The sequence below is a fragment of the Dryocola baronae genome (assembly GCF_051297175.1).
In the GTDB taxonomy this organism is placed as follows: domain Bacteria; phylum Pseudomonadota; class Gammaproteobacteria; order Enterobacterales; family Enterobacteriaceae; genus Dryocola.
Genome location: NZ_JBINNY010000001.1, coordinates 3,367,326 through 3,393,457, shown reverse-complemented (window position 1 = coordinate 3,393,457; position 26,132 = coordinate 3,367,326). Strand labels below are relative to the sequence as shown.

General features: G+C 58.7%; 29 protein-coding genes and 1 riboswitch. Of the genes, 18 read left to right on the top strand and 11 right to left on the bottom strand.

Annotated elements, in window-relative coordinates; translation table 11 throughout:
- Nucleotides 1-3: 3 nt before the first annotated feature.
- The gene (gene modE, locus ACSPHG_RS16160; RefSeq protein ID WP_435954525.1) at nt 4-795 is read right to left on the bottom strand and encodes a molybdenum-dependent transcriptional regulator; all 792 of its coding nucleotides are present in this window, start codon (nt 793-795) and stop codon (nt 4-6) included.
- Between the two features lie 129 nt (nt 796-924).
- Between modE and ACSPHG_RS16155 the strand changes: the two genes are divergently transcribed.
- From ACSPHG_RS16155 to modC, 4 genes are all read left to right on the top strand, one after another.
- On the top strand, nt 925-1,074 hold the full coding sequence (locus tag ACSPHG_RS16155; RefSeq protein ID WP_271122198.1) for an AcrZ family multidrug efflux pump-associated protein: 150 nt from the start codon (nt 925-927) through the stop codon (nt 1,072-1,074).
- 144 nt (nt 1,075-1,218) lie between these two features.
- Nucleotides 1,219-1,992 carry a molybdate ABC transporter substrate-binding protein gene (modA, locus tag ACSPHG_RS16150; protein WP_435954524.1) on the top strand — a complete coding sequence of 258 codons (774 nt, stop codon included), beginning with the start codon at nt 1,219-1,221 and terminating at the stop codon, nt 1,990-1,992.
- A complete protein-coding gene (gene modB / locus ACSPHG_RS16145) occupies nt 1,992-2,684 on the top strand; it encodes a molybdate ABC transporter permease subunit (protein ID WP_435954523.1) in 693 nt (230 codons plus the stop codon). Before modA ends, modB begins: the two co-directional genes overlap by 1 nt.
- A 3-nt stretch (nt 2,685-2,687) precedes the next feature.
- A complete protein-coding gene (modC, locus tag ACSPHG_RS16140; protein WP_435954522.1) occupies nt 2,688-3,746 on the top strand; it encodes a molybdenum ABC transporter ATP-binding protein ModC in 1,059 nt (352 codons plus the stop codon).
- A gap of 54 nt (nt 3,747-3,800) precedes the next feature.
- On the opposite strand, the gene ACSPHG_RS16135 is transcribed toward modC, so the two are convergent.
- Complete coding sequence (locus ACSPHG_RS16135) at nt 3,801-4,619, bottom strand: pyridoxal phosphatase (RefSeq protein WP_435954521.1); 819 nt, start codon at nt 4,617-4,619, stop codon at nt 3,801-3,803.
- Between the two features lie 141 nt (nt 4,620-4,760).
- Here ACSPHG_RS16135 and pgl point away from each other — a divergent pair, with 141 nt between their 5' ends.
- Nucleotides 4,761-5,759 carry a 6-phosphogluconolactonase gene (gene pgl, locus ACSPHG_RS16130; protein ID WP_435954520.1) on the top strand — a complete coding sequence of 333 codons (999 nt, stop codon included), beginning with the start codon at nt 4,761-4,763 and terminating at the stop codon, nt 5,757-5,759.
- A 60-nt stretch (nt 5,760-5,819) separates the two neighbouring features.
- Here the strand turns inward: pgl and ACSPHG_RS16125 are convergent, their stop codons facing one another.
- The 4 genes from ACSPHG_RS16125 to bioA form a co-directional block, all read right to left on the bottom strand.
- Complete coding sequence (locus ACSPHG_RS16125; protein ID WP_435954519.1) at nt 5,820-7,118, bottom strand: putative acyl-CoA thioester hydrolase; 1,299 nt, start codon at nt 7,116-7,118, stop codon at nt 5,820-5,822.
- A gap of 114 nt (nt 7,119-7,232) precedes the next feature.
- Complete coding sequence (locus tag ACSPHG_RS16120; RefSeq protein WP_435954518.1) at nt 7,233-7,709, bottom strand: kinase inhibitor; 477 nt, start codon at nt 7,707-7,709, stop codon at nt 7,233-7,235.
- 14 nt (nt 7,710-7,723) lie between these two features.
- Entirely contained in the window at nt 7,724-8,404 is a 681-nt protein-coding gene (locus ACSPHG_RS16115; RefSeq protein WP_435954517.1) for a type 1 glutamine amidotransferase domain-containing protein, read from the bottom strand.
- A gap of 71 nt (nt 8,405-8,475) precedes the next feature.
- Entirely contained in the window at nt 8,476-9,765 is a 1,290-nt protein-coding gene (gene bioA, locus ACSPHG_RS16110) for an adenosylmethionine--8-amino-7-oxononanoate transaminase (RefSeq protein ID WP_435954516.1), read from the bottom strand.
- Nucleotides 9,766-9,854: 89 nt separating this feature from the next.
- Between bioA and bioB the strand changes: the two genes are divergently transcribed.
- The 6 genes from bioB (at nt 9,855) to ACSPHG_RS16080 (ending at nt 14,428) form a co-directional block, all read left to right on the top strand.
- Nucleotides 9,855-10,895, top strand: a complete 1,041-nt coding sequence (gene bioB / locus ACSPHG_RS16105) for a biotin synthase BioB (RefSeq protein WP_435954515.1) — start codon at nt 9,855-9,857, stop codon at nt 10,893-10,895.
- A complete protein-coding gene (bioF, locus tag ACSPHG_RS16100) occupies nt 10,892-12,046 on the top strand; it encodes an 8-amino-7-oxononanoate synthase (protein ID WP_435954514.1) in 1,155 nt (384 codons plus the stop codon). Before bioB ends, bioF begins: the two co-directional genes overlap by 4 nt.
- Nucleotides 12,027-12,785: a malonyl-ACP O-methyltransferase BioC gene (bioC, locus tag ACSPHG_RS16095; RefSeq protein WP_435954513.1), complete on the top strand. Its 759-nt coding sequence runs from the start codon at nt 12,027-12,029 to the stop codon at nt 12,783-12,785. The genes bioF and bioC overlap by 20 nt, the downstream gene beginning before the upstream one ends.
- Nucleotides 12,778-13,461, top strand: coding sequence for a dethiobiotin synthase (gene bioD / locus ACSPHG_RS16090; RefSeq protein ID WP_435954512.1), 684 nt, complete (start codon nt 12,778-12,780; stop codon nt 13,459-13,461). Before bioC ends, bioD begins: the two co-directional genes overlap by 8 nt.
- A gap of 172 nt (nt 13,462-13,633) precedes the next feature.
- Complete coding sequence (locus tag ACSPHG_RS16085; protein WP_435954511.1) at nt 13,634-13,894, top strand: hypothetical protein; 261 nt, start codon at nt 13,634-13,636, stop codon at nt 13,892-13,894.
- Nucleotides 13,895-13,909: 15 nt separating this feature from the next.
- Nucleotides 13,910-14,428, top strand: a complete 519-nt coding sequence (locus ACSPHG_RS16080; protein WP_435954510.1) for a helix-turn-helix transcriptional regulator — start codon at nt 13,910-13,912, stop codon at nt 14,426-14,428.
- Nucleotides 14,429-14,457: 29 nt separating this feature from the next.
- On the opposite strand, the gene ACSPHG_RS16075 is transcribed toward ACSPHG_RS16080, so the two are convergent.
- Nucleotides 14,458-15,168 carry an ABC transporter ATP-binding protein gene (locus ACSPHG_RS16075; protein WP_435954509.1) on the bottom strand — a complete coding sequence of 237 codons (711 nt, stop codon included), beginning with the start codon at nt 15,166-15,168 and terminating at the stop codon, nt 14,458-14,460.
- An 872-nt stretch (nt 15,169-16,040) separates the two neighbouring features.
- Here ACSPHG_RS16075 and uvrB point away from each other — a divergent pair.
- On the top strand, nt 16,041-18,056 hold the full coding sequence (uvrB, locus tag ACSPHG_RS16070) for an excinuclease ABC subunit UvrB (protein ID WP_435954508.1): 2,016 nt from the start codon (nt 16,041-16,043) through the stop codon (nt 18,054-18,056).
- Nucleotides 18,057-18,183: 127 nt separating this feature from the next.
- On the opposite strand, the gene yvcK is transcribed toward uvrB, so the two are convergent.
- Entirely contained in the window at nt 18,184-19,092 is a 909-nt protein-coding gene (gene yvcK / locus ACSPHG_RS16065; protein ID WP_435954507.1) for a uridine diphosphate-N-acetylglucosamine-binding protein YvcK, read from the bottom strand.
- A gap of 203 nt (nt 19,093-19,295) precedes the next feature.
- A riboswitch (molybdenum cofactor riboswitch) is annotated at nt 19,296-19,430 on the top strand.
- On the opposite strand from yvcK, the gene moaA reads away from it, so the two are divergent.
- The 6 genes from moaA to ACSPHG_RS16035 all read left to right on the top strand — a co-directional run bounded on the left by moaA (nt 19,418) and on the right by ACSPHG_RS16035 (nt 22,938).
- Entirely contained in the window at nt 19,418-20,407 is a 990-nt protein-coding gene (moaA, locus tag ACSPHG_RS16060) for a GTP 3',8-cyclase MoaA (protein WP_435954506.1), read from the top strand. Its footprint overlaps the riboswitch before it by 13 nt.
- Before the next feature lie 23 nt (nt 20,408-20,430).
- Entirely contained in the window at nt 20,431-20,943 is a 513-nt protein-coding gene (gene moaB / locus ACSPHG_RS16055) for a molybdenum cofactor biosynthesis protein B (protein WP_435954505.1), read from the top strand.
- A gap of 3 nt (nt 20,944-20,946) precedes the next feature.
- Complete coding sequence (gene moaC / locus ACSPHG_RS16050) at nt 20,947-21,444, top strand: cyclic pyranopterin monophosphate synthase MoaC (RefSeq protein ID WP_435954504.1); 498 nt, start codon at nt 20,947-20,949, stop codon at nt 21,442-21,444.
- Complete coding sequence (moaD, locus tag ACSPHG_RS16045; RefSeq protein WP_435954503.1) at nt 21,437-21,682, top strand: molybdopterin synthase sulfur carrier subunit; 246 nt, start codon at nt 21,437-21,439, stop codon at nt 21,680-21,682. The genes moaC and moaD overlap by 8 nt, the downstream gene beginning before the upstream one ends.
- Nucleotides 21,683-21,686: 4 nt before the next feature.
- Complete coding sequence (moaE, locus tag ACSPHG_RS16040; RefSeq protein ID WP_435954502.1) at nt 21,687-22,139, top strand: molybdopterin synthase catalytic subunit MoaE; 453 nt, start codon at nt 21,687-21,689, stop codon at nt 22,137-22,139.
- 88 nt (nt 22,140-22,227) lie between these two features.
- A complete protein-coding gene (locus ACSPHG_RS16035; RefSeq protein WP_435954501.1) occupies nt 22,228-22,938 on the top strand; it encodes a Bax inhibitor-1/YccA family protein in 711 nt (236 codons plus the stop codon).
- Between the two features lie 140 nt (nt 22,939-23,078).
- Here the strand turns inward: ACSPHG_RS16035 and ACSPHG_RS16030 are convergent, their stop codons facing one another.
- Genes ACSPHG_RS16030 through ACSPHG_RS16020 form a run of 3 tightly spaced genes read right to left on the bottom strand, consistent with a single transcriptional unit; the run spans nt 23,079 to nt 26,049 of the window.
- On the bottom strand, nt 23,079-24,047 hold the full coding sequence (locus ACSPHG_RS16030; protein WP_435954500.1) for a lysylphosphatidylglycerol synthase domain-containing protein: 969 nt from the start codon (nt 24,045-24,047) through the stop codon (nt 23,079-23,081).
- The gene (gene clsB, locus ACSPHG_RS16025) at nt 24,047-25,291 is read right to left on the bottom strand and encodes a cardiolipin synthase ClsB (protein ID WP_435954499.1); all 1,245 of its coding nucleotides are present in this window, start codon (nt 25,289-25,291) and stop codon (nt 24,047-24,049) included. The genes ACSPHG_RS16030 and clsB overlap by 1 nt, the downstream gene beginning before the upstream one ends.
- On the bottom strand, nt 25,288-26,049 hold the full coding sequence (locus ACSPHG_RS16020; RefSeq protein WP_435954498.1) for an endonuclease/exonuclease/phosphatase family protein: 762 nt from the start codon (nt 26,047-26,049) through the stop codon (nt 25,288-25,290). The genes clsB and ACSPHG_RS16020 overlap by 4 nt, the downstream gene beginning before the upstream one ends.
- Nucleotides 26,050-26,132 lie beyond the last annotated feature (83 nt).

The window sequence follows — 26,132 nt, the reverse complement described above, 5'->3', positions numbered from 1 at the left end:
GATTCAGCACAGCGTGGCGATAATCACCCGGTCAGCATTAAAAAATGCTACCACTTCAGAACCTTCCGCCAGCTCCTGCTGTTCAACCACGCTATTAGGCACGGTCGCGCACAGGGTTTGTCCGTCCTGAAGCTGAACCAGCACTTCGCTTTGTTCTGCGCCCTGCTGAACGCTGTTGACGATGCCCGGCAGGCGGTTATCCGCATGGCGCGCGCGCGCGGCGTCTTTGGTGATTTCGACCCACGGCGCTTTGATCAGCACCAGCACCTCTTTGCCTTCGCTCAGGTTTAAGCGTTCGGCGCTGCCGCGTGTGACCGCCGCCTGCAGGCGCGTTGTGCCATCCGCCAGCAGAATATCTACGTGCTGCTGAACCTTCTCGCTATCGCGGTGCAGCACCGTGCCAAAAAGCTGGTTGCGGGCGCTGGTTTGCAGCGAAAAGCGTGAAATGGCCGCCAGCAGGCTATCGAGGGGGAGGGCGTCATCGCGCAGCACGTCGAAGGCTTTCTGCTGAATTTGTGCCAGCAGCTCGTAAAGCTGAATCAGGCGTTCACCGTAGCGCGTAACGATAGCGCCGCCGCCGCCTTTGCCGCCGGTTGCGCGTTCCACCAGCGTATCTTCGGTAAGCTGGTTCATCTCGTTGATGGCGTCCCAGGCGCTTTTATAGCTGATACCCGCGAGCTTCGCGCCCTGGCTAATTGAGCCGGTATGCTGTATTTGTTTAAGTAGCGCGATGCGACGTGGATCGGCGAACAGCCGCTGCTGTAGCTTCAGCGTAAGTAAGATTTCAGCCTGCATAACCTCTCCGGACAAGGAAAAGAACCATTTTCCCCTATTGCGGCGACGCGGGCAAATGGCACAAAAGGGGGGTGCGTTTTTCTCACAGCTCGTTAGAATAGCCGCTCTTACTTTTCACTAGAGGCAATCATGTTAGAGTTATTGAAAAGTTTGGCCTTTGCCGTAATCATGGTGCCAGTTGTGATGGCCGTGATCCTCGGTCTGATCTATGGATTGGGCGAAGTCTTCAACGTCTTCTCTAAAGTCGGTCATCGCGACCAGCCAAAACAACATCATTGATTTCCAAACGCCCGCTTCTGCGGGCGTTTTTGCGTATAGCCCACCTTTTTTAAAGCCCCTGTGGTTTCTGCCGATAAGTTCTGTATATTCCTTTTCACTATCGTTATATTACTGCATACATAACGAAACAGAATGGAGTGAAACATGACCAAGCAGTGGGTTCGTCTCGCCTTTGGCGCAGCGCTGAGCGTAAGCGTAGCAGGCCAGGCTTTTGCCGATAACAGCAAAATCACCGTGTTTGCCGCGGCTTCCTTAACCAACGCCCTGCAGGATATTGCTACCCAGTATCAGAAAGGCAAAACGGTGGAGGTGGCGTCCTCTTTTGCCTCTTCTTCTACGCTTGCCCGCCAGCTTGAGGCCGGTGCGCCCGCCGATTTATTTATTTCTGCCGATCAGAAATGGATGGATTACGCGGTGAGCAAAGACGTCATCAAAACCGACACGCGCGAAACGCTGCTCGGCAACAGCCTTGTCGTCGTTGCGCCTAAGGCCAGCAAGCAGGGTGATATCACCATCAACGCCAAAACCGACTGGACCGCGCTGCTGAACGGCGGGCGTTTAGCCGTGGGCGACCCGGACCACGTACCGGCCGGTATCTACGCCAAAGAAGCGCTGCAAAAGCTGGGCGCATGGGAAACGTTATCCCCGAAACTGGCTCCGGCCGAAGACGTGCGCGGTGCGCTGGCGCTGGTTGAGCGTGACGAAGCGCCGCTTGGCATCGTGTACGGTTCCGATGCGGTTGCCAGCAAAGGCGTCAAAGTGGTGGGCACCTTCCCGGAAGACTCCCATCAGAAAGTGGAATATCCTATCGCCATTGTTAAAGGCCACGATAACCCAACCGTTACCGCGTTCTATAGCTATCTGAAAGGACCGGAAGCGGCAGCTATCTTCCAACGTTACGGATTTACGACCAAATAATGATATTGACCGATCCCGAATGGCAGGCGGTATTGCTGAGCCTGAAAGTCTCGACCCTCGCGGTACTTTTTAGTTTGCCTTTTGGGATCTTCTTTGCCTGGCTGCTTGTGCGATGCCGCTTTCCGGGCAAAGCCTTGCTCGACAGCATTATCCATCTTCCGCTTGTTCTTCCCCCCGTTGTGGTCGGCTATTTGCTTCTGATTGCCATGGGCCGACGCGGCTTTCTCGGCGCGTGGATTTACGATGTGTTTGGCATCACCTTCGCCTTTAGCTGGCGCGGCGCGGTGCTGGCGGCGGCGGTCATGTCCTTCCCGTTAATGGTGCGGGCGATTCGCCTGGCGCTGGAGGGCGTGGACATTAAGCTGGAGCAGGCCGCCAGAACGCTGGGCGCGGGGCGCTGGCGCGTGTTTTGCACCATCACCTTGCCGCTTACCCTACCGGGTATTATTGCCGGTACGGTGCTGGCGTTTGCCCGTTCATTGGGCGAGTTCGGCGCCACCATCACCTTCGTTTCGAACATTCCTGGCGAAACGCGCACCATTCCTTCCGCGATGTATACCCTGATCCAAACCCCCGGCGGAGAAAGCGCTGCCGCGCGGCTGTGCATCATTTCCATCGTGTTGGCGCTGTGTTCGCTGTTGGTGGCGGAATGGCTGGCTCGCCAGAGCCGTAAACGGATAGGGGCGCTGTAACCGATGCTGGAACTCAATTTTGTTCAGACGCTGGGCGACCACCGGCTAGAAATTAATGAAACCCTGCCAGGCCAGGGCATTACCGCGGTATTTGGCGTATCCGGCGCGGGGAAAACCTCGCTCATCAATGCGATTAGCGGCCTGACGCGCCCGCAGCAGGGCAGGATTGTGCTTAACGATCGGGTGCTGAGCGACGCGGAAAATAAGCGTTTTCTGGCACCTGAAAAGCGCCGTATCGGCTACGTTTTCCAGGACGCGCGCCTGTTCCCGCACTACCGCGTGCGCGGCAACCTCAAATACGGTATGGCAAAAAGCATGGCCGCGCAGTTCGACAAGTTGGTTGCGCTGCTGGGCATTGAAGATCTGCTGGAACGTTTTCCGTGGAGCCTTTCCGGCGGCGAAAAACAGCGCGTGGCTATCGGGCGCGCGCTGCTCACCTCGCCGGAGCTGTTGCTTTTAGACGAACCGCTCGCCTCGCTGGATATCCCCCGCAAGCGCGAGCTGCTGCCTTACCTGCAACGCCTTGCGCGCGAAATAAACATTCCCATGCTGTACGTCAGCCACTCGCTGGAAGAAATTCTTCACCTTGCCGACAAAGTGCTGGTGCTCGACGGCGGGAACGTTATGGCCTTTGGCAATCTCGAAGAGGTGTGGGGCAGCAGCGTTATGCACCCGTGGCTGCCGAAAGAGCAGCAGAGCAGCGTGCTGAAGGTGACCGTGCTGGAACATCACCCGCATTACGCCCTGACGGCGCTGGCGCTGGGCGATCAGCATCTGTGGGTGAACAAACTGGATAAGCCGCTACAGGCTCCGCTGCGCATTCGCATTCAGGCCTCCGACGTGTCGCTCATCCTGCAGCCGCCGGTTAACAGCAGCATTCGCAACGTCCTGCGAGCGAAAGTGGCGCAGTGCTTTGACGATGAAGGACAGGTTGAGGTGCAGCTTGAGGTTGGCGGCAGAACGCTGTGGGCGCGCATTAGCCCCTGGGCGCGGGACGAGCTGGCGGTTAAGCCCGGCCAGTGGCTCTATGCGCAGATTAAAAGCGTGTCGATAACGACGTGATGTTGTGAGGAGCGTAGGGTGGATAAGCGCCAGCGCCATCCACCGCCCCGGCCTCTACAACAAATGCTTGTAAATTGTCTCGGCAATGCCCGCCTCAAGATTGGTGCCAATCACCAAATCCGCGCGCGCCCTGATAGCCTCGTCGGCATTGCCCATCGCCACGCCCAGCCCGGCGCTTTCCAGCATGCTCAGGTCGTTGTAGTTATCGCCAAAAGCAATCACCTGGTTCATAGATAAACCCTGTGACTCAACCCACTGCGCCAGGCGTTTGCCCTTGCTGTTGCCGCTCTGCGCCACGTCTACCTGATCGTGCCACGACCATTCGCAGGCAAGACCAAGCTGCTCCTCAACCGCTTTGGTGAAGGTATTCAGCTTGGGAATATCTTCATCGGTGAGGGCAAACTTCCAGATCGCGTCGACTTCGTTTGCCGCCTCGCGCAGCGAGTTTACCTGGCGGAATACCGGACGCTGTTCTTCCGGCAGCGAACGGGCCCAGTTTTCCGTGCGGACAACGTGGCCGGTCGGGCGCTCGTACAGCATCGCGTTATCGACATACATCAGGCCGTGAACGTCATGCTCATTGAGCAAATCTATAAGTTGCCCCGCCTGCTGCGGCAGAAGTGGATCGGCACTCAGCACCTTTTTTGCATGATAATCATACAAGTAAGTGCCATTACAGCAAATTGCAGGTGTATCTAAAGCCAGTGCCTGATAAAAAGGATGAATGGCTACGTGATGACGGCCGGTCACGATCACCACTTTTACGCCCGACTCGCGGGCGCGCTCGAGCGCGATAAGCGATTCCGGAAGAATGGTTTTTTGTGGCGTCAGCAGGGTGCCGTCCAGATCAAGGGCGATTACTCGATAGGTCATTTCGGATTCCAGTCAAATTCAAGTCATGAGGTCTGACCCGATGGTACACCGCCCGGGCGCGTTGTTCAAAATAGCGACCGACAGCGGCAAAAGGGGCTACCCTTGTGACTATTATTCGATACGTTGGGAGGAACGCGTTTCATGAAACAAACTGTCTATACCGCCAGCCCTGAAAGCCAGCAGATCCACGTCTGGTCGCTCAACCAGCAGGGCGAACTCACTCTGGTGCAGGTTGTCGATGTTCCAGGCCAGGTCCAGCCGATGGTCATCAGCCCGGACAAACGCTATCTGTACGTTGGCGTGCGCCCGGAGTTTCGCGTCATTGCTTACCGCATCACCCCGGATGACGGCACCCTGACCGAAGCGGGCGTCGCCGCGCTGCCGGGCAGCCCAACGCACATCTCAACCGACCATCAGGGCAAGTTCCTGTTCAGCGCCTCCTACAACTCCGGCAGCGTGAGCGTGGTGTCGCTTGCCAACGACGGCCTGCCGGGTGAAACAGTCTCGGTGGTGGAAGGTCTGGAAGGCTGCCACTCGGCCAATATCTCCCCGGACAACCGCACGCTGTGGGTACCGGCGCTAAAACAGGATCGCATCTGCCTGTTCACGCTGTCTGACGACGGCGCGCTCGTGGCACAAAATCCGGCTGAAGTGACGACCGTAGAAGGCGCAGGCCCGCGCCACATGGCGTTCCACCCGAACCAGCAGTACGCGTACTGCGTCAATGAGCTAAACGGCTCCGTGGACGTCTGGGAGCTTAAAGATCCGAACGGCAAAATAGAATGCGTGCAAACGCTGGATATCATGCCGCCGGACTTCTCCGATACCCGCTGGGCTGCGGATATCCACATCACGCAGGATGGCCGCCATCTCTACACCTGTGACCGCACCGCAAGCATCATCACCGTCTTTAGCGTCTCTGAAGACGGCAGCGTGCTGGCCATCGAAGGCTACCAGCCAACCGAAACCCAGCCGCGCGGCTTTAACGTCGATCACAGCGGTAAATACCTGATTGCCGCCGGACAGAAATCCCACCACATCGCGGTGTACGAAATCACCGGCGTACAGGGTCTGCTGGAAGAGAAAGGGCGTTATGCGGTTGGACAAGGCCCAATGTGGGTCGTCGTTCACGCGCACTGATTTGCCAAACGTGCCATAAAAAAACCTCGCAATCGCGAGGTTTTTTATTTTGCAGCGGCGTTACTTGCCTTCGGCAACGACCGGGCTGCCAACGCCACGGTTGTTGAACTCCCACAGGCGGTTGGCGTCGGTTGCGTTCAGGTCGCGCTGAATCTCGCCTTTTTCGCCCTTCACGCCGATATTGCCCGCGAACGGACGTTTAGAACCGGCGGCGTCGCCCCACGGCCTGGCGCTGTTGAAGCCTTCGTTGATGACGCTATCGCGGATAACAACCTGGCCGTTGGACGTCTGACCGGCGGTATAGCCGTTCTCAGAGGCTTCCACATCCCACGCGCGGCCCAGCTGCGCGTCACCTGCGGCGGTGAAGCGGCTGTTCATCGCAAGGAAGCCGTAGAAGACGTTCGGTAAGGTTGCAGGCGCGAAGACGGAGCCTTCTTTGGTGCGGCTGTTCACCAGGCGGAAATCGGTGTTCTCAAACACCACGGCACCACGGCCCGCAACCACATCCACATCACCTTCAATGTAGCTGTTGGTCACCAGCGTGCGCGTCTGGCGGTTAGCGAGCAGGCGGTTCTGCACGTCGCTGTTGGTGACGAAGAAGGTGTTCTGGCGGCCCAGCAGGTGAACGTTGTTCAGCTGAACCTTATCGCCGTCGGTGCGCAGCGCCACGGCCTGATGGTTGCCCGCGTCAACGCTGTCGCCCAGCGTATTGGCGATGGTCAGGTTTTGCAGCTGCAAACCGTTGTTCTGCGACCAGACGGCAGCGGAACACATGATGCCGACGGTTGCGGAACGGCGGCTCTGGCAGCTATCAAACATGTACCAGGCTGGCTTACCCGGCATATATTTGCCCGATGGGTTAACCGAACGACGCCACGTCGTTACGTCGGTTTCGGAATCCAGCGGCATGGTGATTTTCACGTCCGCGGCGTTATTCGTTGTGCCGTACAGCGTCACGCTGCCGGAAGCCGCAGGGATATACACGGTGCCCGCGTACTCGCCTGGCTGAATGGCAATGTACTGGCGCGAGCTGCTGTGTTTAGTGATTGCGGCGTCAACGGCGGCCTGAATGGTGGTGTGGGTGACACCTTCGCCGCCCGCCGGGCCAACCACGAAGTCAGGCTGCTGCGGCGTGCGAATAGAGGATGGCGTCCACGGCGCTTCGTCTTTATTCATAGAAGAGAAGTAACGCGCCTGAACGAAGTTCTGCGCTTCATCCGTCGATAAAATCGGGCGGGACTGGGTGCCCGGAGCGACCTGGGTGGACGGGCGGTCTTCCGGCGGCGTTGAGCTACAGGCAGATAAAGCCACGGCAAAAGCGAGCGCGGCGGCCCGGCGAGAAACCGATAATGTGTTCAAGGGTTACTCCTGACGATACGGTTAAAAAGGGGGTGTTCTTAAGGCCTGCATTTTTATACTAAGTTGAGCGAAACGGGAAGCCGATTGTGCAAATCGGCCTCAGAAAAGATGGGATTAGATGAACATCGCGGTAATAGAGGCACTGCCCAACGAGTGGAAATGGACGTTAAAACCGACCATCGCGCCGGACGCGTTCTCATCGACGTCCAGCTTTTCAACGTCCAGCGCGTGAACGGTGAAAATATAGCGGTGCGATTCGCCCTTTGGCGGCGCGGCGCCGCCGTAGCCAGCCTGACCGAAATCGGTGCGCGTTTGCACCGCAGGCTCCGGCAGCTCGGCCAGGTCTGAACCCGCTCCCTGCGGCAAAACCCGCGTATCGGCGGGCAGGTTCGCCACCACCCAGTGCCACCAGCCGGAGCCGGTTGGCGCGTCCGGATCGTAGCAGGTCACCACGAAGCTTTTAGTGCCAGGCGGCACGTCGTCCCACGCCAGATGCGGAGAAATATTATCCCCCTCGTAGCCCATGCCGTTGAACACGTGGCGGGAAGGGAGCTTTTCCCCCTCCCGAATATCTTGACTAATCAGTTTCATAACCGCTCCTTGAATTAAAGATCGAGTAGTTTTAGCAGCTCTTCGGCGGCGATGGTCGAGGACGCCGGGTTTTGCCCGGTCACCAGATGACCGTCGGTCACCGCGTACTCGCCCCAGTCGTCGGTGCGTTCAAACTGGCCGCCCGCTTTTTTCAGCTCGTCTTCAACCAGGAAAGGCACGATAGCCGTCAGGCCCACGCCTTCTTCTTCGCTGTTGGTAAAGCCGGTAACGCGTTTGCCCTTCACCAGCAGTTCGCCATCCGGCGTTTTCACCTTACGCAGCACGCCCGGCGCGTGGCACACCGCGCCGACGGGTTTCCCGGCCGCCCAAAAAGTCTCAATCAGCCTGATGGAATGCGGGTCTTCGGCCAAATCCCACAGCGGGCCGTGGCCGCCGGGATAAAACACCGCGTCGAAATCTTCGGCTTTTACGGAGTCCAGCCTGTGGGTATTCGCCAGCAGCTTCTGCGCATCGGCATCGCTGCGGAAGCGGCGGGTGGCGTCGGTCTGCGAGTCAGGCTCGTCGCTTTTCGGATCGAGCGGCGGCTGGCCGCCTTTCGGCGAAGCCAGCGTCACTTCCACCCCGGCGTCATGGAAAACGTACCAGGGCGCGGCAAACTCCTCGAGCCAAAAGCCGGTGGGTTTGCCGGTGTCACCCAGCCTGTCGTGCGAGGTCAGTACCATGAGGATTTTCATCGGGATCTCCTGAGTTAGGCGAGTGAAATGATCCTCGAAGTGTAGTGCAACATCGCCCGGCCTGCTGGCGGCTAGCTTCTGAAAAAGGCCGGATTCTCGACCGCTTCAGCCACGGCGGCGATGAGTTTTGCAAGCTGCGGCGGGCTGATGACGTACGGCGGCATCAGGTAAATCAGCCTGCCGAAGGGCCGGATCCACACGCCCTTTTCGACAAAGAAAGCCTGCAACGCGGCCATATCCACCGGATGGCGGGTTTCCACAACGCCAATTGCGCCCAGCACGCGCACGTCCGCGACCTGTTCGCTCTCGCGCAGCGGGCCTAGCCCGGCGGTTAACTGGCTTTCAATGCCCTGCACCTGCCGCTGCCAGCCGCCGTCTTCCAGCATCGCCAGGCTCTCATCGGCGACCGCGCAGGCGAGGGGATTGCCCATAAACGTCGGCCCGTGCATGAAGCACCCGGCCTCGCCGTCGCTGATGGTGTCCGCCACGCTGCGGGTGGCGAGCGTCGCCGACAGGGTCATGGTGCCGCCGGTCAGCGCCTTGCCCAGGCACATGATATCCGGCGCGATGCCAGCATGCTCACAGGCGAACAGCCTGCCGGTGCGGCCAAAACCGGTCGCGATTTCGTCGGCGATAAGCAGAATGCCTTCGCGGTCGCACATGCGGCGGATCCTGCGCAGCCACTCCGGATGGTAAAAGCGCATGCCGCCCGCGCCCTGGACTATAGGCTCCAGAATCACGGCGGCAATTTCGTGGCGGTGGGCCGCCATCAGGCGCGCAAAGGGCACGATATCCATCTCATCCCACTCGTCACCAAAACCGCACTGCGGCGCGGGCGCGAACAGGTGTTCCGGGAGATAGCCCTGCCAGAGGCTGTGCATGGAATTATCCGGATCGCACACCGACATCGCGCCGAACGTATCGCCGTGATAGCCGTTGCGGAAGGTCAGAAAACGCTGGCGCGGCTCGCCTTTTGCGTGCCAGTACTGCAACGCCATTTTCATCGCCACTTCGACCGCCACGGAGCCGGAGTCGGCCAGGAAAACGCATTCGAGCGGGTCGGGCGTCATAGCCACCAGCCTGCGGCACAGCGCCACGGCGGGAGGATGGGTTATGCCGCCAAACATCACGTGCGACATCCGGTCTACCTGCGTTTTTATCGCCTGGTTAAGGCGCGGATGGTTATAGCCGTGGATCGCCGCCCACCACGATGACATGCCGTCTACAAGCGGCGTGCCGTCGGCAAGGGTTAGCTCGCAGCCGGATGCCGAAACGACCGGATAAACCGGCAGCGGGCGGGTCATGGAAGTGTACGGATGCCAGATATGTTGTTGGTCGAATGTTAAATCAGCAGGCGTCATAACGTGACTTGTAAACCATTTTAAAAACATTTAGGTTTACAAGTATAACGTCAATCAACGGCTAACAACACCCCTTTTGGAGACGCCCCATGGCTCACCACGCACGCTGGTCAATGTCGCAGGTCACTGCTTTATTTGAAAAACCTTTCCTCGAACTGCTGTTTGAAGCGCAGCAGATTCACCGTCAGCACTTCGATCCGCGCCACGTACAGGTCAGTACGCTGCTGTCGATCAAAACCGGCGCCTGTCCGGAAGACTGTAAATACTGTCCGCAGAGCGCGCGCTACAAAACGGGGCTTGCGTCCGAACGCCTGATGGAGGTCGAGCAGGTGCTGGATTCCGCCCGCAAGGCGCGCAACGCGGGCTCGACCCGCTTCTGCATGGGGGCCGCCTGGAAGAACCCTAACGATCGCGATATGCCCTACCTCGAACAGATGGTGCAGGGCGTGCGCGAAATGGGGCTGGAAACCTGCATGACGCTCGGCACCCTAACCGACGCCCAGGCGCAGCGCCTGGCGGCGGCCGGGCTTGATTACTACAACCACAACCTCGACACCTCGCCGGAATTCTACGGCAACATCATCACCACGCGAACCTATCAGGAGCGCCTCGACACGCTCGATAAAGTGCGCGATGCGGGCATAAAAGTGTGTTCCGGCGGCATCGTCGGGCTTGGCGAATCCGTGAAGGATCGCGCGGGCCTGCTGCTCCAGCTGGCAAACCTGCCTACGCCGCCGGAAAGCGTGCCGATCAACATGCTGGTGAAGGTCAAAGGAACGCCGCTTGCCGAAAACGACGACGTGGACGCGTTTGACTTCATCCGCACCATCGCCATCGCGCGCATCATGATGCCGACCTCGTTCGTCCGCCTGTCCGCGGGCCGCGAGCAGATGAGCGAGCAGACCCAGGCAATGTGCTTTATGGCCGGGGCGAACTCGATTTTCTACGGCTGCAAGCTGCTCACCACGCCGAACCCGGAAGAAGACAAGGACGTTCAGCTGTTCCGCAAGCTGGGCCTCAACCCGCAGCAAACCACGACCGAGACGGGCGACAACGAGCAGCAGCAGCGGCTCGCCTCCCAGCTTCTGACGGCGGACACGGACAAGTATTACAACGCGGCGGCGGTATGACCTGGCAGCAGCGCATCGAGCAGCAGCTTGCCCAACGACGCGCCGACGACAGCTTTCGCACAAGGCAGGTCCACGAACGCGGCAGCGGGCGCTTTCTGGTCAGCAGCGGCAGGCGGCACCTGAACTTTTCCAGCAACGACTATCTGGGCCTGAGCCAGCATCCCGACGTCATCCGCGCCTGGCAAAAGGGCGCGGAGGAATACGGCGTCGGCAGCGGCGGCTCCGGGCACGTAACGGGCTACGGCGAGGCTCATAAGCAGCTGGAAGACGAGCTGTGCGACTGGCTCGGCTACCCGCGCGCGCTGCTGTTTATCTCCGGCTTTGCGGCGAATCAGGCCGCGATCGCCGCGCTTGCGCAAAAGCAGGATCGCATCATTGCCGACAGGCTCAGCCACGCCTCCCTGCTGGAAGCGGCAATGCTCAGCCCCGCGCAGCTGCGTCGTTTCGCACACAACGACGTTCAGGCGCTCGACGGGCTGCTTGCCGGTGACTGCGAAGGCGGTCAGCTGGTGGTGACCGAGGGCGTGTTCAGCATGGACGGCGACCAGGCTCCCCTTGGCGACATCGCGGCTGCCACGCGCCGCGCCGGGGGCTGGCTGCTGGTGGACGACGCGCACGGCATCGGCGTGCTTGGCGAAGAGGGGCGCGGGAGCTGCTATCAGCAGCAGGTTCAGCCAGAAATACTCATCGTCACCTTCGGCAAAGCCTTTGGCGTGAGCGGCGCGGCGGTTTTATGCAGCGCGGACGTAGCGGATTATCTGCTGCAGTTTGCGCGTCACCTGATTTACAGCACCGCGATGCCACCGGCCCAGGCCTGCACGCTATCGGCGGCGTTACGGGTGATTCGCAGCGGCGAGGAAAGGCGCGAGCGGCTTCGTCGTAACATTGCAGACTTCCGCCTTGGCGCAGCGCGGCTCCCGCTTGGCCTGCGGGATTCGCAAACGGCCATTCAGCCGCTGATTGTTGGCGAGAACGCCCGTACGCTCGAGCTTGCGGCCCGAATGCGCGAACGCGGGTTTTGGCTCACCGCCATTCGTCCGCCAACCGTTCCTGCGGGCAGCGCGCGGCTGCGCGTGACGCTGACCGCCGACCACACGCGCGACGACATCGCGGCGCTGTTGGAGGCTCTTTATGACGAAACCGGTAAATAAACTCGCCGTAGCCCAGGCCTTTGGCCGCGCGGCGGCAACCTACGACGATTTTGCAGAGATTCAGCGCACCAGCGGCAGCAGTCTCATCAACCGCCTCGCCGGGCGTGAATTTGCGCAGGTGCTGGACGCCGGATGCGGAACCGGCTGGTTTAGCCGCTACTGGAAGGCGCAGGGAAGCCACGTCACGGCGCTGGACCTGTCGCCAAAAATGCTAAGCGTTACCCGCGAGCAGGGGGCGGCCGACCGCTATCTGGAGGGGGATATCGAATCCCTGCCGCTGGCAGACGAGCAGGTTTCGCTCGCCTGGAGCAACCTTGCGGTTCAGTGGTGTAACGACCTGCGTCAGGGGCTTGGCGAGCTTTATCGCGTGACCAAACCCGGCGGCTGCGTGGCGTTCACCACCCTTGCCGCAGGTTCGCTCCCGGAGCTTCACGACGCGTGGCGGGCGGTGGATGAAAGAGCGCACGCCAACGAATTTTTAACGACGGACGAGATTGAATCCGCCTGCCGGTCATGGCGCGCGGCGCTGCACGTTGAGCCGGTCACGCAGTATTTTCCGGATGTAATGAGCGCGATGCGCACGCTTAAAGGGGTGGGGGCCACGCACCTGCATGACGGGCGAAAAAGCTCGGTCATGACGCGCCAGCAGTTACAGCGGCTGAGCCTTGCCTGGCCGCAGCGCGACGGCGCGTTTCCGCTCACCTGGCAACTGGTTTCAGGAGTGATTGAACGTGATTAAAAAATGGTTTGTAACCGGAACCGATACGGAAGTAGGCAAAACCGTAGCAAGCTGCGCGCTGCTGCAGGCGGCGGCGCGGGCGGGCTACCGTGCCGTGGGCTATAAGCCGGTGGCTTCCGGCAGCGAAATGACGCCTGAAGGCATCCGCAATAGCGACGCCCTTGCGCTGCAGCGCAACAGCAGCGTTGAGCTGCGCTACGAACAGGTCAACCCGCTGGCCTTTATGGAGCCAACTTCACCGCATATCGTTAGCCGGGACGAAGGGCGTCCCATAGAGTTTGCCACGCTTTCCGCCGGGCTTGAGGCCCTTACGCAACGGGGTAACTGGCTACAGGTCGAAGGGGCAGGCGGTTGGTTTACGCCGCTTTCAGATTCCACAACCTTCGCCGATTGGGTGGTAAAGGAGCGGCTTCCGGTCATTCTGGTAGTGGGCGTGAAGCTTGGCTCCATTAACCACGCGATGCTCACCGCCCAGGCGGTGGAAAGCGCGGGGCTGAAGCTTGCGGGCTGGATTGCCAACGACGTGCAGCCAGCGGGCAGGCGCCACGAGGAGTACCTGGCAACGCTGAAAAGCGTTATCCCCGCCCCGATGCTCGGCGAGATCCCCTGGCAGCCAGAACTTACCGATACCACGCCGCTTGGGCACTATCTCGATTTATCCCATCTTGCGGGGTAGGCCGCATTTTCCCTTATCATCAATGCAACGCCCGATAACCGCTTCGGGCGCTCTCGCAAAATCCTGCATCCGCAAAAATTACCGCTATCCCCTCACAAACGAACAAGATAAATTATCGCCATCTTTTGTTGTCATGTGACAACTGCTTGTGAGATAGTCATCAGGAGGATAAATGGCGCGCAGAGTGCATCCCAATAAAGAAATTGAGTCCGCATTACGTTATGCGGAATATCTCGGCTGGCGGGTGAAGCCCGGCGGCGCGCAATGCTGGGGTAAGATTTACTGCCCGTGGAACGATAGCGCATGTCGATGCGGGGAATTTTGCATCAGCTGCGTCTGGCGCTCGCCGCGCAACGCCTGGAATCACGCCAGGCAAATCAGACGGGTGGTGGACGCCTGCGGCCAGAACGCGCAGGGGCAAGTACAGCATTGAATCAAGGAGAAAAGAATGTCGGAGTTTAGCTTCACACTGATCTTTACCCTGCCGCGCAACGGCAAGCAGCCTGAATCATGGGTAGAGGCGCTGGGGGAAAACGGCTGTGACGATGCGCTGGTTGGCATCGGCATCACCGGCAGAATCGCCCTCAATTTTACCCGCGAGGCGCAAAACGCAAGGCAGGCCGTGGTATCCGCCATTCACGACGTGAAGCGCATTATCCCCGGCAGCGCGCTGGTGGAGGTCACGCCGGATCTGGTTGGCCTGACTGACGTTGCCGAACTGCTTGGCTTTTCCAGGCAGTACATGCGCAAGGTGATGGTCAGCCGCGAGGCTTTTCCCGCGCCGGTGCATGACGGTAAGACCGCCATCTGGCATCTGGATTCAGTGCTGCACTGGCTGCGCGAGGTCGGCGTAAGCAAAATCCCTTTGCCGCTGCTGGAGCTTTCAGCGGTCACGCGGCAGTGCAACCTGCAGCGCGAGCTGGCGGCGCTCGACGCAGACCTGCAAAACCAGATTGGGCCGCTATAGCAGCGTGGGCTGGCGGTGAGCCGCTATCGTCATGGCGTTATCCAGTTTGCTACCAGCCTGTCGTCAAGAAGCTCGACGTTGCCCTGGGCCACGTTTCGCCCGCGGTGGAGCAGGCAGAAGCGGTCCGCCACGCGGCGAATGAAGGACAAACGCTGTTCGACAAGCAAAATCGTCAGGCCAAAGTCGCGGTTAATCCTGCGAATAATGCCGCCCAGCTCATGGATAAAACGCTGCCCGTGTCCAAAGGTGGGTTCATCCAGAATCAGCAGCTTTGGCTCGGTGACCAGCGCTCTGGCAAGCGCCAGCTGCTGTTGGAGATCGCCGTTCAGCTCGCCGCCGCGCGCGTAGCGCAATGCGTACAGCTCGGGGAAAAGGTCGTAAACCATACCGGGAATGGTGCGCGCCCGCTCGTTGCCCGCCAGCAGCGCAATCTGCAAATTTTCCTCAACGGAAAGCTGCGAGAAAATGCGTCGCTCCTGTGCGACATAGCTCATGCCAAGCGCGGCTCGTCCTTCAACGGGTTTGCTCAGCAAATCCTGGGGCGGCAGGCCCGCCTCATTCCAGACTATGCTGCCGCTGCTTATCGGCAGATAGCCGGTGATACAGTTCACCAGCGTGGTCTTGCCCATTCCCGGCGCGCCCAGCACGCAGGTGCATTCTCCTTTGGTCAGCTCAAGATCGAGATTCCATAAGATGTGGTTCTCACCATAAAACTGATTCACGGCGTGCAAACTCAACATGTGCATCTCCTCAAGACAGGTTAAGTACCTCTTCCACATCGCGGGCGCAGGCCGGCAATAAACCCCTATCACCACGGCGTCCTGCATCTCTCCCGAAGGAGGGGTTAGGTTTTTCAATACGTAATCTGCAATTCCCTTGCCATCTCCCGGCTGCGGCGCGGTAATGTCTTAACTTTGAGAATCGCCTCATAAATTTGGCTGACCTAAAACCTGCGGCCTACTACCTTGCCGCTTCGCTGCACTTGCCTGGTGCTGCCGCTTTGTCGTTTTTGGTGCAGATAAAGTAAAGAAAAGGGCATGATATATGCTTGATTTGTGAGCGGCATCATGGGTGTGACTAAGGCGAAATTGCCCCGGAAATAAGTAAAAAAAAAGGCGGAAAAAATTTTTCCGCGCTCGCACACCAAAAACAGGGACTTTTGCGGGCGGCTACCCGAAAGGGCTGGATGGACTTATCCACTATTCCTGTGGATAACCTTGTGCATTAGAGTTAGAAAACTATGGGTAAGCGAGAGCGGGCGCGGCCTGCGCGCGAATTGACGCGAAACCGGTCTTTTGGAAATATTTCTTTAAAATTAGATAGTTAAATAAAATCAATCCGTGTAAGAAAAGTGTCAAAGAAGCAGGTATCACTTTTATTACACTGCTTGACAAATGTTAAAAGCTGAAAAAATCTGGGGATAACCGTCATCTGATAGTGATAAATCCCGTCTTTGACGAAATTGTGTCCAAACCCGGCGAGGATTTGTCCGGCTAGCTGAGATTGTTCTGTACGTAACTGGTTTTTCATCCAGTATTTTTTACTGGCAAAAATCCCTATGCAGAGTAAAATTATCGTCCGGCCCGCTCGTCTCTTCATCAGGTAGCCATTCATGAGTAAAGCGTTCAAACTTAATTCCGCATTCAAACCCTCCGGCGATCAGCCAGCAGCCATTAAACGTCTGGAAGAGGGGCTGGAAGACGGCCTCGCCCACCAGACGTTGCTGGGGGTAACCGGGTCAGGTAAGACCTTTACCGTGGCTAACGTGATTGCCGATTTGCAACGCCCGACCATGGTGCTCGCCCCTAACAAAACGCTGGCGGCACAGCTGTATGGTGAGATGAAGGAGTTCTTCCCGGACAACGCCGTGGAATTCTTCGTTTCCTACTACGACTACTACCAGCCCGAGGCCTACGTCCCAAGCTCGGACACCTTTATCGAAAAAGACTCCTCGGTTAACGAACACATCGAGCAGATGCGCCTTTCGGCAACCAAAGCGCTGCTCGAACGCCGTGACGTCATCGTGGTGGCGTCCGTTTCCGCCATCTACGGCCTGGGCGACCCGGATCTCTATCTGAAAATGATGCTGCATCTCACCAAAGGGATGATCATCGATCAGCGCTCCATTCTGCGCCGTCTGACCGAGCTGCAATACAGCCGTAACGACCAGGCCTTCCAGCGCGGCACCTTCCGCGTGCGCGGCGAGGTGATAGACATCTTCCCGGCAGAGTCGGACGACATGGCCCTGCGCGTGGAGCTGTTTGACGAAGAGGTTGAACGCCTGTCGCTGTTTGACCCGCTAACCGGGCAGGTCGACCAGGCGATTCAGCGCTTTACCGTCTACCCCAAAACCCACTACGTCACGCCGCGCGAACGTATTTTGCAGGCGATGGAAGAGATCAAAGTTGAGCTGGCCGACCGCCGCAAGGTGCTGCTGGCTAACAACAAGCTGCTGGAAGAGCAGCGTCTGACCCAGCGCACCCAGTTCGATTTAGAAATGATGAACGAGCTGGGCTACTGCTCGGGCGTTGAAAACTACTCGCGCTTCCTTTCCGGGCGCGGTCCGGGCGAAGCGCCGCCTACGCTTTTTGACTATCTTCCCGCTGACGGCCTGCTGGTGGTGGACGAATCGCACGTCACCATTCCGCAGATTGGCGGCATGTATCGAGGCGACCGGGCGCGTAAAGAAACGCTGGTGGAATACGGCTTCCGCCTGCCGTCGGCGCTCGATAACCGTCCGCTAAAATTTGAAGAGTTCGAAGCGCTGGCACCGCAGACCATCTACGTCTCGGCGACGCCCGGCAACTACGAGCTGGAAAAATCCGGCGACGATATCGTTGACCAGGTTGTGCGCCCAACGGGCCTGCTTGACCCGATTATTGAAGTGCGCCCGGTGGCGACCCAGGTCGATGACCTACTGTCGGAGATCCGCAAGCGCGTAGAAATCAACGAGCGCGTGCTGGTCACCACGCTGACCAAACGCATGGCGGAAGATCTCACCGAATACCTCGAAGAGCACGGCGAACGCGTGCGCTACCTGCACTCGGACATCGACACCGTAGAACGCATGGAGATCATCCGCGATTTGCGCCTCGGCGAGTTCGATGTGCTGGTGGGCATCAACCTGCTGCGTGAAGGCCTGGATATGCCGGAAGTCTCGCTGGTGGCGATTCTGGACGCCGACAAAGAGGGCTTCCTTCGTTCCGAACGCTCGTTGATTCAGACCATCGGACGCGCGGCGCGTAACATCAACGGCAAGGCGATTCTCTACGGTGACAAAATCACCCCGTCAATGGCGAAGGCGATTGGCGAAACCGAGCGCCGCCGCGAGAAGCAGCAGCGCTACAACGAAGAAAACGGCATTACGCCGCAGGGCCTGAACAAACGCGTGGTTGATATTCTGGCGCTGGGCGAGGGGATGGCGAAAACCAAAGGCCGCCTGAAAAGCAAAGCGCGCAGCGTGATTGAAGACGATGAGGTGCTGCTGACGCCGAAAGCGCTACAGCAGAAAATCCATCAGCTTGAAGCGAAGATGCTGGAGCATGCTCAGAACCTCGAGTTCGAAGAGGCGGCACAGGTTCGCGACCAGCTGCATCAGCTGCGGGATTTGTTTATCGCGGCATCGTAGTGCGCGAGTCGATGTCGGGTGGCGGCATGCGCCTTACCCGACCTACGAAAATGTGGCTTCGTGCAATGTGTAGGTCGGGTAAGCGAAGCGCCACCCGACGCTTGCGGTGAATGGCATCATCCACCGTTTATCCCAATCTCTGCACCGCCTGCTCCAAAGCCTGGCGTAGCAAAACCCTATCGTGGCGGTAGGGAATATCGCTGGCCTCAAGCTGTTCCTGAATCACCACCCGGTCCTGCACGCTGGACACGTCCACGTGCGGCCCAACGACCACCGCGTCGATAATGCGTTTTCCGACGCGCTGCTCCATGATTTCCAGCTTCTCTTTTAGCGTCAGGCTGGCGGCGGCTACGCTCAGCTCGCGACCCAGATTGCCGATGTAAACCACCGGGGCAGGGGCGCGGCGCAGGGCCTGGTCCATATCCTCCAGCAGCAGCAACGGCATCAGGCTGGTGTAAAAACTGCCCGGGCCGATCAGGATAAGATCCGCTTCGGCAATCGCTTCCAGCGCTTCGCGGGTAGCGTGGGATTTCGGGTAAAGCATCAGCTCCTGCGGCGGTGAAGCAAGATTGTCGATATTCACTTCGCCATAGATAAAATGCCCGTCTGCATCGGTTGCCATGAGATCGACCGGCTGCTCGGACATCGGAATCAGCATTGCGTCCACTTTTAGCAGGCTGCGAATAAGATTGATGGCTTCCAGAGGCCGCACGCTCAGGTGATCCAGCGCCTTTAACATCAGGTTTCCGAGGTTATGCCCGGAAAGCTCGCCGTTACCGCCAAAACGATACTCAAACATCGCCGAAGCGACGCTCGGTTCGGTAATTAACTGATTTAAACAGTTCCGCATATCGCCCCAGGCAATGCCGCCTTCGGAGCGCCTGATGCGTCCTGTCGACCCCCCGTTATCCGTCGTGGTGACGATCCCCGTCAGGCGCGATCCTAACGTGGAAAGGGAGGACATCACGCGGCCAAGGCCGTGGCCGCCGCCGAGGGCTACCACCCGATCCAGGTCCGCAAACGTGCGACTGCGCATAGTTATTCCTTATGACGAATTATCCGGCTTAAGGTAGCGCAAAAGTTTCTAAAAGACGATTCTGGCACCGGGGATAATGATGTATATCAAGGTAAAAGTTCACTTTTCGCGTACTCTGTGGCGAAATTAAGCGATTAGTTCGTTATGTATAGATTTATATAACGAAAGCTGCTATGGCGAATGAACCCGGCACGCGCTACTATCGCTGTTACACACACTAAGCCTCTGAACCTAAGTCGCAAGATAAGGTGCTTTGGCCGTGACCCCCCCGGTCACCAGGGTGCAGAAAGAAATGCCTGCATCTCCCGTATTTGGAAAGGTGTATATGTCATCCCAACTGACCGATGCGTTTGCGCGCAAGTTTTTCTATTTGCGCCTTTCGATTACCGACGTTTGCAATTTCCGTTGCAACTACTGCCTGCCCGATGGCTACAAGCCGCACGGCGTGGCAAACAAAAGCTTTCTTAACGTCGATGAAATTCGCCGTGTCACCCGCGCCTTTGCCGCCTTGGGTACTGAAAAAGTACGCCTGACGGGGGGCGAACCCTCTTTGCGCCGCGACTTCCCCGATATTATCGCCGCCGTTCGTGAAAATCCGTCTATTCGCCAGCTTGCCGTCACCACCAACGGCTATCGCCTCGCGCGTGATATCCAGCAGTGGCGGGATGCGGGCCTGACCGCAGTAAACGTCAGCGTAGACAGCCTCGATGCGCGCCAGTTTCACGCGATTACCGGACAGGACAAATTCCGCCAGGTGATGGACGGCATCGACGCCACCTTTGCCGCCGGTTTTGAGCGCGTCAAGGTCAACACCGTCCTGATGCGCGGCGTGAACAGCCACGAGCTGGACACCTTCCTCACCTGGATCAAACCGCGCCCCATTCAGCTACGCTTTATCGAACTGATGGAAACGGGCGACGGCGGCGAACTGTTCCGTAAATATCATGTTTCCGGCACCACTATCCGCGACCAGCTCCTTCAGCGCGGCTGGGTGCAGAAGCTCCGAGGCCGCAGCGACGGCCCGGCGCAGGTCTTTTGTCATCCGGATTATGAGGGTGAAATTGGCCTCATCATGCCCTATGAAAAAGACTTTTGCGCAACCTGCAACCGCCTGCGCGTCTCGTCTATCGGCAATCTGCACCTGTGCCTGTTCGGCGACGGCGGCATCTCGCTGCGCGATCTGCTGGCGTCTGACGCGCAGAGCGAAGAGCTGGAAGCACGCATTTCCTCGGCGCTCGCCCAAAAGAAACAAACCCATTTTCTGCATGACGGTCATACCGGCATCACTCAGAACCTGTCCTATATTGGTGGATAGCGTCAAAAACAAGGAGAAGAAGTATGAGTCAGGTAAGCGAAGCGTTTATCCCGGCACGTATTGCCATTTTGACTGTCTCCAGTCGTCGTGGCGAAGAGGATGACACCTCCGGCCACTATCTGCGCGAGTCGGCCACTGAAGCGGGCCACGAAATCGTCGATAAAGCCATCGTGAAGGAAAACCGTTACGCCATTCGCGCCCAGGTTTCCCAGTGGATCGCAAGCGACGACGTGCAGGTTGTCTTGATCAACGGCGGCACGGGTTTTACCGACGGTGACCAGGTGCCCGAGGCGCTGCTGCCGCTGTTTGACCGCGAGGTAGAAGGCTTTGGCGAGCTATTCCGCATGCTCTCCTATGAAGAAATCGGCACCTCCACGCTGCAATCTCGCGCGGTAGCGGGCATCGCCAACCGGACGCTGATTTTCGCCATGCCGGGGTCGACCAAGGCCTGCCGTACCGCATGGGAAAACATCATCGTGCAGCAGCTGGACGCGCGCCTGCGCCCGTGCAACTTCCATCCACACATCAAGAAATAAGCTATGTCGCAACTGACCCACATTAACGCCGCAGGCGAAGCGCACATGGTTGACGTTTCCGCCAAATCCGAAACCGTACGCGAAGCGCGCGCGGAGGCTTTTGTCACTATGCGCGCCGAAACGCTCGCCATGATAGTCAGCGGCAGCCACCACAAGGGCGACGTGTTCGCCACGGCGCGCATTGCCGGTATTCAGGCCGCCAAACGCACATGGGAGCTGATCCCGCTTTGCCATCCGCTGCTGCTGAGCAAGGTCGAAGTGAATCTGGAAGCCGAGCCGGAGCATAACCGAGTGCGCATCGAATCGGTCTGCCGCCTGACGGGCAAAACCGGCGTCGAAATGGAAGCGCTGACCGCCGCCTCGGTGGCTGCGCTAACCATCTACGACATGTGTAAAGCCGTGCAGAAAGATATGGTGATTGGCCCGGTTCGCCTGCTGGCGAAAAGCGGCGGAAAATCGGGCGACTTTACGGTTGAAAGCAAGGTGGAAGCCAATGATTAACGTCCTGTTTTTTGCTCAGGTCCGCGAGCTGGTGGACTGCGACAGGCTACAGCTGGACGCCAGCTACGACGACGTTGAGCAGCTGCGGGCTACGCTTGCGGCCAAAAGCGACCGCTGGGCGCTGGCATTGGAGTCCGGCAAGCTGCTGGCTGCGGTAAACCAGACGCTGGTAAGCTTTGAGCACAAGCTTGCCGACGGCGACGAAGTCGCTTTCTTCCCACCGGTTACCGGAGGCTAAGGCCATGGACAACACCCGCATCCGCGTCAGCCATGACAACTTCAGCGTGGGCGACGAATACCAGTGGCTGTCGCAGTGCGATGAAGACGGCGCGGTCGTGACCTTTACCGGCAAGGTGCGCAACCACAATCTCGGCGACAGCGTGAGCGCGCTGACCCTCGAACACTATCCCGGCATGACGGAAAAAGCGCTGGCTGAAATCGTTGCCGAGGCGCGCGCCCGCTGGCCCCTGCAGCGCGTAAGCGTCATTCACCGCATCGGCGAACTGTGGCCGGGCGATGAAATCGTTTTTGTCGGCGTGACGGGCGCGCACCGCAGCTCTGCGTTCGAAGCGGCGCAGTTTATAATGGATTACCTGAAAACCCGCGCGCCGTTCTGGAAGCGCGAAGCGACGCCGGAAGGCGACCGCTGGGTGGAAGCGCGGGAAACCGATAAGCAGGCGGCCAAACGCTGGTAGGAGGCACGCCGTTGGAGTTGTGTTAATCTTAAGCATGGTAGGCTTTTAAGCCTGAAATCAGGTTAACGCAATTTACAGAGGTAGCATCATGGATCGATTCCCCCGCTCCAATGACACAATCGTTCAGCAGGCGCGTACCGGCCTGCAGGCTTACATGGCGCAGGTTTACGGCTGGATGACCTGCGGGCTGTTACTGACCGCGTTTGTCGCCTGGTATGCCGCCAACACGCCGGCGGTAATGGAGTTTGTCTTCTCCAGCAAAATCACCTTCTTTGGTTTGATTATCGCCCAGCTGGCGCTGGTGTTTGTGCTTTCGGGCATGGTGCAGCGCCTGAGCGCGGGTATGGCCACCACGCTGTTTATGCTTTACTCCGCGCTGACGGGGCTTACGCTCTCCAGCATCTTCATCGTCTACACCTATTCGTCTATCGCCAGCACCTTCGTGGTAGCGGGCGGTATGTTCGGCGCGATGAGCCTGTACGGCTACACCACCAAGCGCGACCTGAGCGGCTTAGGCAACATGCTGTTTATGGCGCTGATCGGTATCGTGCTGGCTTCGCTGGTTAACATCTGGCTGAAAAGCAGCGCGCTGATGTGGGCGGTGACCTATATCGGGGTGATCGTGTTCGTCGGCCTGACGGCGTACGACACGCAGAAGCTGAAAAACATCGGCGAGCAGATTGACGTGCGCGATACGCAAAACATGCGTAAGTATTCCATCCTGGGCGCGCTGACGCTGTATCTGGACTTCATCAACCTGTTCCTGATGCTGCTGCGGATTTTCGGCAACCGTCGCTGATTATCAGATGTCGGGTGGCGCTAGCGCTTACCCGACCTACAAAAGCTGACCGTTGAGGTGTCGGGTGGCGCTGCGCTTACCCGACCTACCGATGTCCGAAATGTGAGGTGGATGAGCGAACGCGCCATCCACCTTTTTCTTTACGAACTCCCCGCCATCTTTTGCTCGTTCTTCGCCCGCATTTTCTTCGCCCGGCTCTCAAGCCAGAGATAGCAAACGATCGCCAGCAGCAGCGGGGCGATGAAATAGAGCAGGCGATAGGCCAGCAGCGCGGCGATAATCGTGCCGTGGCTGACGTGTTCCCCGGCCAGCAGCGCGATAAACACCGCTTCCAGCACGCCGATGCCCGCCGGAATATGCACGATAACCCCGGCAATACTGCTCACCAGCAGCTCGCCCAGCACGAAGAAATAGTTCACGTCCTGCCCCATCAGCAGCCAGATAATTGCCCCCATCACCATCCAGTTGGCGCTGGAAATCGCCATCTGCGCCAGCGCGAATTTGAACGACGGCAGCACCAGCCGCTGGCCGCGAATAGTCGCGTGGCGGTGTTTGGCAAAGGCGCAAAACCACAGATAGACCGCGATAATCGCCAGCAGCACGATGCCAAGAATGCGCAGCGTGCCTTCGTCGATGTACCAGTGATTCGGCAACTGAACCACGCCGATGGTGAAAATCACCCCGGCAAGCAGGATATACCCCAGCCAGTTGGTGGAAATGCTCAGCGAAAAAATCCGCGTGATGGTGCTGCCGGGCAGCCCCAGGCGCGAATAAAGCCGGTAGCGCATGCCGATGCCGCCGACCCAGGTGCTGAGCGTCAGGTTAAAGGCGTAACAGATAAACGAAACCAGCATCACCTGGCGTTTGGCGAGCTTGTGTCCGCAGTACGAGCGGGCCAGCAGATCGTAGCAGCCGTAAAGCAGATAGCTGACGATCACCAGCCCGACCGCGCTTAGCAGCACCATGCGGTTATAGTTGCGAATCACCTTCCAGACTTCCTGCCAGTCAACCTTAGTGGCGTAGACCACCAGCAGGGCAATCACGGCGATGAAAAACAGCCAGGTGAGGATCTTCTTTGCCTTTCGCCATTTCGGGTGCGCGTGCGACATCAGGATTTTACCTCCTGATTATCCGTATCCACCCGGTCCTGGGTTTCCATCTCCGGCTGTACCGGCGGCTCTACGAGCGACAGGCGAGGGGTGTGCGCAGGCAGCCAGCCGACCATCGCCGGGAAGTGGCGCAAAAAGTGGAACGCCAGCACGCTTTTCCCGAGGTTCCACCAGGTGCGTTTTGGCAGCATCGATTCGTCTACCTTCTGGCAGTCTTGGGCGATAAGGGTATTCAGGTTCTCGCCCAGGGTCGCGTTGAACGCCTTATCGTAAATAATCAGATTTGCCTCGAGATTCAGCGACAGGCTGAGCGGGTCAAGGTTGCTCGATCCGACGGTCGCCCAGTGGTCGTCCATAATGGCGACCTTGCCGTGCAGCGGGCGGCGCGTGTACTCAAATACCTCAACGCCGGATTTCACCAGGTAGTTATACAGCAGCCGCGCGCCCACTTTGACGATCGGCATATCCGGTTCCCCCTGAACCACCAGCTTCACCTTTACGCCCCGGCGGGCGGCGCTGCGCATCGCGTGCAGCAGACGATAGCCTGGGAAGAAGTAGGCGTTGGCGATAATCACCTCCTGCTTCGCGTTGCTGAGCATTTTCAGGTAGTAGCGCTCGATATCGTCGCGGTGCTGGTCATTATCGCGCCAGACGAACAGCGCCTGCGCCTCGCCCGGCTTCAGGTTGTCATGGGCCGGATTGTGGCGCTTGCCCCACCAGCGGCGGGTGGCGTCGTGCCCAGGCAGGTTGGAAATCACGTACCGATAGATGTCGTCGACCACCGGGCCTTCCACCCTGACGGCATAATCCTGCTTCGCTTCCGGGCCGTAGTCGATCATGTGCTCGGCGGAATAGTTGATGCCGCCGACGAACGCCAGCTCGCCGTCCACCACCACTATCTTGCGGTGCATGCGGCGGAACAGGTTGGTGCGCATGCCGAAGATCAGCGGACGCGGATCGTAATAGCGGAACTTCACCCCGGCGGTCGTGAGTTCGCTAACAAAGCCGTCGCTCAAATCCGGCGAGCCGTAGCCGTCGAGCAGGACTTCCACGCTCACGCCGCGTCGCGCCGCGTCCAGAATCACCTCGTGTAGCCGTTTACCCACGTCGTCTTCAAACCAGATAAAGGTTTCGAGAATCACTTTGCTGCGGGCATTTTTAATTGCCTCAAAGACCGCCGGAAAATACTGGTCACCGTTTTCCAGCAGTTCGATGCGGTTGCCGTCGCGCCAGTTGTTTTTCATATATGGATCTCCACGGCAAGGGGGGCATGGTCGGACAGGCGTCGCCACTGACGCAGGTTGATAGTGGCAGGCGAGCTAACGCGCGCGTGCTTAACGTAAATGCGGTCGAGGCGCAGCAGCGGCAGGCCCGCCGGGAAGGTGCGGGCAGGGCGGCCGTGTGCGCGGGTAAACACTTCATCAAGACCGGCGCGGTTTTTTAACAGATGGTTGGCTTTTTGCCGCCAGTCGTTAAAATCACCTGCGACCACCACCGGCTCGCCTTCAGGGAGCTGGTTCACCAGATCGCATAGCATTTTCAATTGCTCCTGCCGGTGCCGCTCGTGCAGCCCAAGGTGGACGCAGATCACGTGTACGTGAATGCTTTCGTTGGGCACGTTGATCTGGCAGTGCAGCATGCCGCGCTTTTCATGGCCTTCAACGGATATGTCGCGGTTATCGAACCGGGTGATAGGCAGGCGCGAAAGCACCGCGTTGCCGTGGTGGCCTTCGGGGTAAACGGCGTTGCGCCCGTAGGCGAAGTCGTCCCACACGGTATCGGCCAGAAACTCATAGTGGCTGGTGTCGGGCCAGTTCTCGAAGCGCGTGGAGTGCGCCTCATGTGCGCCCATAACTTCCTGAAGGCAGACGATATCTGCCCCTACGGTGCGCACCGCGTCGCGTAGCTCCGGCAGAATAAAACGTCGGTTAAAGGTGGTGAAGCCTTTGTGTGTATTAATCGTGAGCACTTTAAAGGAAAAGCGCGGAGTATGTTGCGTCATGCCGCTCCCGGTCTTTTTGTTATCCTGATGAAAATAAAGTGTAGTCTTTGTCACAAAAAGAGGGCGGGATGCGGAATTTTCCG